This window comes from Treponema endosymbiont of Eucomonympha sp., from assembly GCF_001028545.1.
The window spans coordinates 1-719 of sequence record NZ_BBPW01000348.1 but is presented as its reverse complement, the minus strand read 5'-3'; the positions used below and the strand labels follow the sequence as shown (position 1 = coordinate 719).

Annotated in this window: 1 protein-coding gene; it reads right to left on the bottom strand. The window is 63.4% G+C overall.

From position 1 onward, the window contains the following. Positions 1-719 (bottom strand): FAD-dependent oxidoreductase (locus AWU74_RS07005; RefSeq protein ID WP_187150922.1); only part of this gene is annotated, 719 nt, incomplete at both ends.

Genomic DNA, 719 nt, shown 5'->3' with positions numbered 1-719 from the left:
CTTTTTCGGTACTCTTCCGCTCGGCGTCCCCGATGACCGGCATTTTGATTCGCGGCGTTTTGACATAGTCCGCAAACAGGTCCTCGCTTACCGTGCCGAGCGGACCCATAGACGAATTGAACCGCCACGGCTCTCCGGCTACCTCTTCGCCGCGAAGGTACTGGTTTACCGCGTATGCCGTCTTCCGCCCGTTGCCTGCCGCGCGCACCGCAATGTTTGCGCCAGTCTGGCAGTCGCCGCAGGCAAATATGCCCGGACGCGCCGTCTGGAAGGTGTCGGGGTTCGCTGCGATTGCACCGTTCCGCGCGGTCTCAAGCCCCAGCTCTCTGGCTATGCCGGGAAGCACCTGCTGCCCGATTGCGCTGACGACGGCGCTCGCCTCGACCGCGTATTCCGACCCCGCGATCGGCTTGGGGCTGCGCCTGCCGGAAGCGTCCGGCTCGCCGAGTTCCATTTTGACCAGCGTCATGAAGAGCCTGCCGCCTTTTTCCTCAATCTTCACGGGCGCGGTCAGATACTCGAACACGACCCCTTCGTGCACCGCTTCGTCGATTTCGATATCGTTTGCCGGCATTTCTTCCCGTCCGCGCCGGTACAAGACGGTCGCCTTCGAGCCGCCGCGAACCGCGCTTCGGGCACAGTCCATTGCAGTGTTGCCGCCGCCGACCACATACACGTGGTCGCCCAGCTTCGGCGTTTCGCCTTCACCCGATTTGCCG